Here is an 8820-nt window from a genome sequence, read left to right on the forward strand (position 1 = left end):
TTCTACATAAGAAATTTTTAACGCCGTTATGGGCTTGTTTAGCTCGTTAGCATGCTTACGCTTTCAATATAATTGGTATTAGTTCATGCCGTATTTTTTAAGCTTTTTACGTAAAGTACCACGGTTGATACCTAGTAAAATTGCCGCACGAGTTTGGTTTCCACGTGTGTATGTCATTACTTCTTCAAGTAATGGCGCTTCTAGCTCTGAAAGAACAAGGTCGTAAACGTCTTGCACATCTTGACCGTTAAGCTGCTTTAAATAGTGGTGAACAGCTTTTTTTACTGCATCACGCAATGGCTGCGGTTTCTCGTGTGACTGAACATGAGGGTTTGTGATAAATGGAGAAGTCACGTTTTGTTCGAACATTATTTAATCTCTTTCTTTCTTAGTTAGCTGCTAGTGTTTTAAAGTATTGCGTTAATGCGTCAACCTGTGCTTGTGGGTTGTCGAGCGCATTAAATACTCGCCTAAACTGACCGTCACTGTCATGGGTTTGCAAATACCAAGATACATGTTTGCGAGCGATTCGCGCTCCCATTGGCTCGCCGTAAAACGCATGGAGGTTATCTAAATGCTCCATTAAAATACTTCGCACCTCTGAAATAGCAGGTGGTGGTAAGTGTTCTCCAGTTCGCAAATAGTGGTCTATCTCCCTAAATATCCAAGGGCGACCTTGGGCGGCTCGGCCAATCATGATGGCATCTGCACCCGTATAGTCCAAAACCTGCTTTGCTTTTTCTGGAGATGTAATATCACCATTAGCAACCACAGGTATCGACACTGAGCGTTTTATATCCCTAATCGTGGCATATTCTGCTTCACCTTTGTACATACATGCGCGTGTACGCCCATGTACGGCAAGTGACGCAATGCCATAACGCTCAGCTATTCTCGCAATCTCTACACCATTACGGTTGTCCTGATCCCATCCTGTACGGATTTTAAGTGTGACCGGGATATCAACAGCGTTAACCACTGCATCAACTATCTCTTCCACAAGTTCAGGAAACTGTAATAATGCAGAGCCTGCGAGTTTCTTGTTCACTTTTTTTGCTGGGCACCCCATATTGATATCTATGATCTGTGCACCGTTAGCAACATTGAATTGTGCGGCCTGCGCCATAAGCTCAGGATCAGCTCCTGCAATTTGCACCGCGCGTATACCCGACTCACCGCTGTGATCCATACGGTTCATCGATTTTTCAGTTTTCCAAACCTTCGGGTTTGACGATAACATTTCAGACACGGCCAAGCCTGCGCCTAAGCGGCGGCAAAGCTGTCTAAATGGTCTGTCTGTAATACCTGCCATTGGCGCGACTATTACATTATTCTCAAGTTGGTATGAACCGATACGCACTGTATTCAATAGGCCTCTTTTCAAGGGGCGCTAAGTTTACGGTTTTTTTAGGAAAAATCAAAGGCTATAAATTGAACAAAAGTGACTTTTTTTTGCCCTTTTCGTATTGACTTTTGATAACCGCATGACAAGTGGGTCGATTTGTTTGAAATTTAAACAAAAAATAATTTTGTGAAATTATGCGTGCTAATTTTCTAACTGTAAAAAAATAGTAAAGCCTGTTAAATACAGGCTTTACATGCAAGTTTTGAGTTAAAACTCTAAATTTATAAATGTATGTGGTTAGCTATTTTTTGTACCGCTTACACGGGTCCAATCACCCTCTAGTGCAATATCGTCAAGCTCAATAAAGGGTGCGTAAATATCGGCAACCGATTGGGCTTGCTCTTCTAATATGCCCGACATAGCAATTTTGCCACCCGGTTTAAGTAATCCCAAAATTACACTGTGAAGCTCACGCAGCGGCTGCGCTAAAATATTAGCCACTACAATATCAGCACTAAACTCAGGTTGGTTTTCTGGTAGGTATACCTCAAGCTTATCGGCTACGCCATTACGTTGTGCGTTATCTAAGCTTGCTTCAAGCGCTTGCGGGTCAATATCAATACCTATCATGCGCTCTGCACCAAGTTTAATGGCTGCAATGCCTAAAATTCCCGAGCCACAACCAAAATCAACCACTGTTTTACCACTTAAATCTTGGCTTTCTAACCATTTAAGGCACAATGCCGTTGTTGCATGCGTACCCGTACCAAACGCAAGGCCTGGGTCGAGCAGTACATTAACTGCATCTGGGTCTGGAATGTCGCGCCAGCTTGGGCAGATCCACAGTTTTTCGCCGAACTGGATTGGGTGAAAGTTATCCATCCACTCACGTTCCCAGTCTTTATCTTCTAGTTGCTCAATTTTGTATACCAGTGTGTCTTTAATTTCATCATGACGCTTAAGTAAAGCAATTACCGCGTTCATATCATGATTGGCTTCAAATAGACCAATTACAGTGGTATCGGCCCAAAACTCAACGGTGCCAATTTTAGGCTCATAAATAGGCGTGTCTTTAGCGTCAATAAAAGTAACAGAGGCGCTGCCTGCTTCCATTAATAAGTCACTCACTGCATCTGCGGTAGCAGCATTGGCATTGATACGGATTTGGATCCAAGCCATGGTTGTTTCCTTTAAATAGAAAAAAGGCCGCTACAGCGGCCTTTTTAGTTTATATGAAGCGCTAAATTATTTAGCGTCTAAAAAGCTTTTTAGTAAATCAGAGCGAGAAGGGTGGCGTAATTTACGCAGTGCTTTCGCTTCTATCTGACGAATACGCTCACGTGTTACGTCAAACTGTTTACCTACTTCTTCTAAGGTGTGGTCGGTATTCATATCAATACCAAAGCGCATACGAAGTACTTTAGCTTCACGAGCTGTAAGGCCTGCTAGCACGTCGTTTGTTGCGCCACGAAGAGATTCCATTGTTGCCGAGTCGATTGGCGAATCAATAGTGGTATCTTCGATAAAGTCACCTAAGTGCGAATCTTCATCATCACCGATTGGTGTTTCCATCGAAATTGGCTCTTTGGCAATTTTAAGTACCTTACGGATTTTATCCTCAGGCATCATCATGCGTTCTGCTAATTCTTCAGGATTTGGCTCACGACCCATTTCTTGTAACATTTGACGAGAGATACGGTTAAGTTTATTAATCGTTTCTATCATATGTACTGGAATACGGATTGTTCTTGCTTGGTCAGCAATTGAGCGGGTAATCGCTTGGCGAATCCACCACGTAGCATAAGTCGAGAACTTATAACCACGGCGGTATTCAAACTTATCTACCGCTTTCATCAAGCCAATGTTACCTTCTTGGATTAAATCTAAGAACTGTAAACCACGGTTTGTGTATTTTTTAGCAATTGAGATTACAAGACGTAAGTTAGCTTCAACCATTTCTTTTTTCGCACGGCGCGCTTTTGCTTCACCAATGCTCATACGACGGTTAATGTCTTTAATACGCTCAATGCTTAAGCCTGTGCTTTCTTCAATTACACATAGCTTTTGAATGCAACGAATAATTTCAGGCTTCACTTCTTCAAGTTTAGCTGAGTGTTTTTCGTTAGCATTTATTTCTAGGTCTAGCCACGCTGAGTCAGTTTCGTTATTAGCAAAGTGCTTAATAAACGTTTTCTTAGGTAGCTTAGCAATTTGTACCGCTTGTTTCATGATAAGGCGTTCTTGAATACGCACTCTATCCATCATTTCACGCATGTTGTTAACCATGCGATCAAACTGTTTTGGTACTAATTTAAAGGTTCTGAAAAGCTCGCCAATTTCAAAAATAGCGGCTTGAGAATCTGGGTGCGAACGCCCTTTTTCATCAAAGGTAGCGCGAGCTTTAACGTATAAATCACGTAAGTTTTCAAAGTGAATACGGGCTTCTTCTGGATCTGGGCCTGTATCTACTTCTTCTTCGTCTTCATCGTCATCGCTGTCTTTGTCATCTTCATCATCGTCTTCATCAAGTTGTTCTTCACTTAATTCAGAGCCAATGTGAGTTGCTGAGATTTGCGCTTCGTCTTCGTTAGGGTCGAAAAAGCCTGAAATAATGTCGCTTAAGCGCATTTCTTCTGCTTCAAACTTATCCCACTGTTCAAGTAGGTAAGTAATCGCTTCAGGGTATTCGGCAACAGAAATTTGTACCTGGTTGATACCTTCTTCAATGCGCTTAGCGATTACAATTTCGCCTTCACGTGTAAGAAGTTCAACAGTACCCATTTCACGCATATACATGCGCACTGGGTCAGTTGTACGGCCAATTTCTTTTTCTACAGTTGCAAGGGCTGCAGCAGCAGCTTCTGCTGCGTCTTCGTCTGTCGTGGTTTCTTGCATCATTAATTCATCAGCATCAGGCGCGTTTTCGCTAACCTTGATACCCATGTCATTAATCATGCTAATGATATCTTCTACTTGATCTGAGTCGATTATGTCTTGTGGAAGGTGATCATTTACTTCAGCAAAAGTTAAGTAGCCTTGCTCTTTACCTTTTTGAATCAGAAGTTTTAATTGTGACTGAGGAGTTGGATCCATAGAGATTGTTTCTTCCACTCTGATAAGTTGATACAACAGGCGTCATCATAGAGTTAGCCTTTTAACTAACTTTAATAATGTGACGCAGTGAATAGCACAGTATAACAGTTTAAATCAAGTCTGACTAGCTGTTACTCGCTTTTAGCGCTGTCATAAGTAAATGGCATTCTAGTTTTTCATCACTTGATAAGCCCTGTGTCTTGTCCTTTATTAATAGGGTCTCTAGTCGATAATTTAAACACTGATCTTCAATAAATTTAAAAGTATTTTGAAAAACAGTCTCTAAACGCTCATCACTAATTTGGTGCTGCCATGTGGCAAGCTTTACTAGCGGTTCGTAATCCTCGGAATCTCTAAATGATTCGAGTAAAACTGCTGTGTTTGCATTGTCTTTTTGCAGTGCGCGCTCTTGCAAGCGCAGTAGCAAACCAATACCCGCTATGTTCATTTGCGCCAATTCTGGCAAATGGGGCACACTTTTAGCTAACTGTGGGTGCTGAATTAAAATACCAATAGCTTGGCGCATTGGGGTAATTTTAAATTTTCGCTCAACAGCGTGTTGTTGCTTTGGTGTTTTTAAGCGGCTATTTAGCTGCTCACGCGTACGGCCAATTAATCGCCCTAACTGCTCTAAAATATTTTCTTGGTAAAATTCACTCGGAATTTTTTCAATTAACGGCAAAGCGGCACTTAATAGCTTAGCTTTGCCTGAGTCGAGTGTTAGGTCTACTTCTTGGCTAAGCTTATTAAATAAAACTTTAGTAAAATCATATGCTTGGCTTAAGCGTTGCTCAAACTGTGTTTTACCTTCTTGCTGAACCAGTGAATCAGGGTCTTCGCCGTCAGGTAAAAATACAAAGTGTAATGCTTTGCCATCGTTTAAGTAGGGCAGGGCATTTTCTAGTGCTCGCCATGCAGCGTCGCGGCCAGCTCTGTCGCCATCGTAACAACAAATAACTTTGTCGGTGGTTCTAAATAGCGTATGCATATGCTCGCTTGTTGTTGCGGTGCCAAGCGCAGCTACGGCATATTCAATACCTTGCTCTGCAAGTGCAACTACATCCATGTAACCTTCTACAATAAGTACATGTTCAAGCTTTTTATGTGCTTGTTTTGCCTCATAAAGGCCATATAGCTCAAAGCCTTTATGAAAAATGCGGGTCTCTGGTGAGTTGAGGTATTTTGGCCCTTGGTCGACTTGCATTACACGCCCGCCAAAGGCGATAACACGGCCACGTTTATCACGAATAGGGAACATTAACCGATCGCGGAAAAAATCAAACTGCCTACCTGGTGTTTTTTCGGAGGCGAGCTTAAGCTCGACCAACTGTTCTTTTTGCTCTTTTGTTCGGCCAAGTTGTTGGCACAGCGCTTCCCATTCGCTCGGCGCATAACCAATCATAAACTTTTTAACGGTTTCGCCACTTAAACCACGCCCTTTTACATAATCAATCACCGCAGCAGAGTTACTGTGGTGCTTTAATTGATGCTGGTAAAAGCGTGCTGTGTGTAACATTAAATCGTAATCTGAGCGCTTTTGCGCTGCTGTGCGCTCAGGTGCTGAGCTACTGCCTTTCTCGCGAGGTACGTCTAAATTTAAAAGGCTTGCAAGCTCTTCTATGGCATCAACAAATTCAAGCTTGTCGTATTCCATAACAAACGAAATAGCGTTGCCATTAGCACCACAGCCAAAGCAGTGGTAAAACTGTTTATCTTGAGAAACAGTAAACGAGGGAGATTTTTCGTTATGGAAAGGACAGCAAGCTTGGTAGTCTTTGCCTGCTTTTTTAAGACCAACTTTAGAGTCTATTAGCTCTACAATATCTGTTCTGGCGAGTAAATCGTCAATAAAATTTCGTGGGATCTTTCCAGCCATGTTTTGTAAGTAGTCCTAACAATTGGTGAGGTGTAATTTCAACACAATGCGCGCATTTATAAAAGGGGTATCGGTAAGCTAAAAAGCTACATTATATCCATGGGCAATAATACTTAATCATTTTTAGGTGCTAAACCTGACGCTAACAGCGTACAAAGCTAGGATATTGAAGGTAGAGCAGTGCAGGCGCAGGTAAGTGTTAGCCCTAAATAACCCATTTTACCTAGCCCTCAATGTGCTTTTGTAGCTACACAATAAATCACTTAATTACATGCACGAGCATTACTTAAAAGCGTTTTGTTTGTCTACTTAAACGAAGAAACCGAGCACTAGGCTCGGTTTGCTTTAATCATACTTTGTGTATGTGGGAGTATTAGGCTGTTAATCGTTGCTTAATTAAACCAGAAAGCTTGCCCATATCGGCACGTCCTTCGGCTTTGCTTTTGATTATGCCCATTACTTTACCCATGTCTTGCATACCTGCTGCATTAGTATCAGCAATAGCCGCATCAATAAGGGCAACTATTTCTTCTTCACTCAATTGTTGAGGTAAAAAAGTTTCTAGTGCTGCGATCTCATTGGCTTCAATTTCGGCTAAATCTTCACGCCCAGCATCTTTGTACTGAGTGTAAGAATCACGACGTTGTTTAACAAGCTTCACTATAACGGAGGTAATACCTGCGTCGTCTAGTGTTATTTGCTCGTCAATCTCACGTTGCTTGATTGCGGCAAGCACCATGCGAATAGGGTTAAGACGTTGTTTGTCTTTCGCTCTCATCGCATCTTTTTGCGCATCTTTTAGCGTTATTAAAAGGCTCATTTATACAAGACCTAATACTATTAGTATAATTTAACGCGACGTGCGTTATCGCGAGAAAGCTTCTTCATGTGACGCTTAACCGCTGCAGCTTTTTTACGCTTACGCTCAGCTGTTGGCTTTTCATAGTGCTCGCGACGACGAACTTCTGAAAGGATACCTGCTTTTTCACATGAACGCTTGAAGCGACGAAGTGCTACGTCAAACGGTTCGTTCTCTCTTACTTTAATTACTGGCATTAAAAATTCACCTACCTAAATTATGAGCGTTGCTCAAGTTGATCAAACATTGATCAAGTGGTTCAAAAATGGTGCGGTATTGTAATCCGAAGCAACACCACATGTAAAGGATAATATTAACAGAAATGCAGCGGCTTAAATAGTGTTAATTTGGCTGGCGTTGGTATAGCCTACAGAATACTTGCCCTGCTTTTTTTTCTTTAATTAACAGCCAGTTATCTGGTTGTGAAAAGCTGCTTAGTTCGGTTTCTACCTCAACATAAATGAGCGCGTCTTCGCTAAGCCATTGGTTATTTTCTAATAAATCACAGCTACTTTGCGCTAAGTTTTTACGAAATGGTGGGTCAACAAAAACTAAATTAAATGGTGAATTTGTATTCTTTTGCTCTAAATATGAGAGTGAATTAGTGTGTTTTACCTGTGCATTTTCAAGCTTTAAGGTACTAATATTTTGCTCAATTTGCTTAGCAGCCGAGGCATCTAGTTCGATAAACGTGGTGCTTTTAGCAAACCGAGACAGCGCTTCAAAGCCAAGCCCACCGGAGCCTGCAAAGCAATCGAGTACTGTTGCATCGCGCGTATCTTGCATTAACCAATTAAACACGGTTTCTTTAATGCGGTCTGTTGTTGGGCGTAGCCCTTCTACATTTTTTACCGGCAGTTTACGGCCACGAAATTGCCCGCTGATTACTCTAATAAAGCCGTCAGTAGATTTGCTAATTGCTTTATTTTTCGTTGTTTTTTTTCTCATTTAGGTCACTAAAAAATGGTATAAGGGATCTAGCTCAGATAATATTGTGCGTAGTTTACGTTTAGCTTCATTTTTCAACCGCATTAAAAGTGTTACTATTTAGCACTTACGTTTTGAACGGTTGTTTGGCCGGCACGCTTTGCTGAGCCACACCAAGCTATTTCAAATTTTAGTTTATCAGATTTTTATAAGTGGTTATTAGCAAGTATGGCAAAAAAAAGTAAATTCATGTCTTGGCTCGGTTTTGGTAAGTCAGATAAAAAACAAGCAGAAGCTGATAAACAACAGGCATTAGCTCAGCAACAAGAAGCTGAGCGCTTAGCGGCAGAAAAGGCTGAAGCAGAGCGTGAAGAACAAGCGCGTATTGCTGCTGAAAAAGCACAAGCAGAGCGTTTAGCAATTGAAAAGGCTAATGCAGAGTTGCTTGCAAAAGAGCAAGCCGAAGCACAGGCGCAACAACAAGCACAAGCTGCACGTTTAGCTGAGCAAGAAGCGCAAATGCGTTTAGAGCAAGAGCGCATGGCTGCACAGCGAGCTGAGCAACAACGTTTAGACACAGAGCGTGAGCAAGCTGAGCAAGATGAAAAATTAGCAATTGAAAAAGCCAACGCTGAGTTGCTTGCGAAAGAGCAAGCTGAAGCACAGGTACAACAACAAGCACAAGCCGCTCGTTTAGCAGAGCAAGAAGCGCAAATGCGT

Annotated in this window: 8 protein-coding genes and 1 pseudogene; 1 reads left to right on the forward strand and 8 read right to left on the reverse strand. The window is 41.8% G+C overall.

Annotation, left to right across the window (positions count from 1 at the left end; translation table 11 throughout):
- Nucleotides 1-78: 78 nt before the first annotated feature.
- The 8 genes from fis to rsmD form a co-directional block, all read right to left on the reverse strand.
- Nucleotides 79-369 carry a DNA-binding transcriptional regulator Fis gene (gene fis, locus CWC04_RS12500; protein ID WP_002957804.1) on the reverse strand — a complete coding sequence of 97 codons (291 nt, stop codon included), beginning with the start codon at nt 367-369 and terminating at the stop codon, nt 79-81.
- A 19-nt stretch (nt 370-388) separates the two neighbouring features.
- A complete protein-coding gene (gene dusB / locus CWC04_RS12505; protein ID WP_004588630.1) occupies nt 389-1360 on the reverse strand; it encodes a tRNA dihydrouridine synthase DusB in 972 nt (323 codons plus the stop codon).
- 282 nt (nt 1361-1642) lie between these two features.
- On the reverse strand, nt 1643-2524 hold the full coding sequence (gene prmA, locus CWC04_RS12510; RefSeq protein ID WP_121638027.1) for a 50S ribosomal protein L11 methyltransferase: 882 nt from the start codon (nt 2522-2524) through the stop codon (nt 1643-1645).
- A 66-nt stretch (nt 2525-2590) separates the two neighbouring features.
- A complete protein-coding gene (gene rpoD, locus CWC04_RS12515; protein WP_054983281.1) occupies nt 2591-4438 on the reverse strand; it encodes an RNA polymerase sigma factor RpoD in 1848 nt (615 codons plus the stop codon).
- 124 nt (nt 4439-4562) lie between these two features.
- Entirely contained in the window at nt 4563-6314 is a 1752-nt protein-coding gene (dnaG, locus tag CWC04_RS12520; protein ID WP_138685580.1) for a DNA primase, read from the reverse strand.
- A 373-nt stretch (nt 6315-6687) separates the two neighbouring features.
- Nucleotides 6688-7134 carry a GatB/YqeY domain-containing protein gene (locus tag CWC04_RS12525; RefSeq protein WP_004588626.1) on the reverse strand — a complete coding sequence of 149 codons (447 nt, stop codon included), beginning with the start codon at nt 7132-7134 and terminating at the stop codon, nt 6688-6690.
- 20 nt (nt 7135-7154) lie between these two features.
- Nucleotides 7155-7370, reverse strand: a complete 216-nt coding sequence (gene rpsU / locus CWC04_RS12530) for a 30S ribosomal protein S21 (RefSeq protein ID WP_002957797.1) — start codon at nt 7368-7370, stop codon at nt 7155-7157.
- Between the two features lie 145 nt (nt 7371-7515).
- Entirely contained in the window at nt 7516-8121 is a 606-nt protein-coding gene (gene rsmD, locus CWC04_RS12535) for a 16S rRNA (guanine(966)-N(2))-methyltransferase RsmD (protein WP_004588625.1), read from the reverse strand.
- A gap of 207 nt (nt 8122-8328) precedes the next feature.
- On the opposite strand from rsmD, the pseudogene CWC04_RS12540 reads away from it, so the two are divergent.
- Nucleotides 8329-8820, forward strand: a pseudogene (locus CWC04_RS12540) (signal recognition particle-docking protein FtsY); the annotation flags it as partial.

This window comes from Pseudoalteromonas sp. S2893 (assembly GCF_005887105.1).
Taxonomy (GTDB): Bacteria; Pseudomonadota; Gammaproteobacteria; order Enterobacterales; family Alteromonadaceae; genus Pseudoalteromonas; species Pseudoalteromonas atlantica.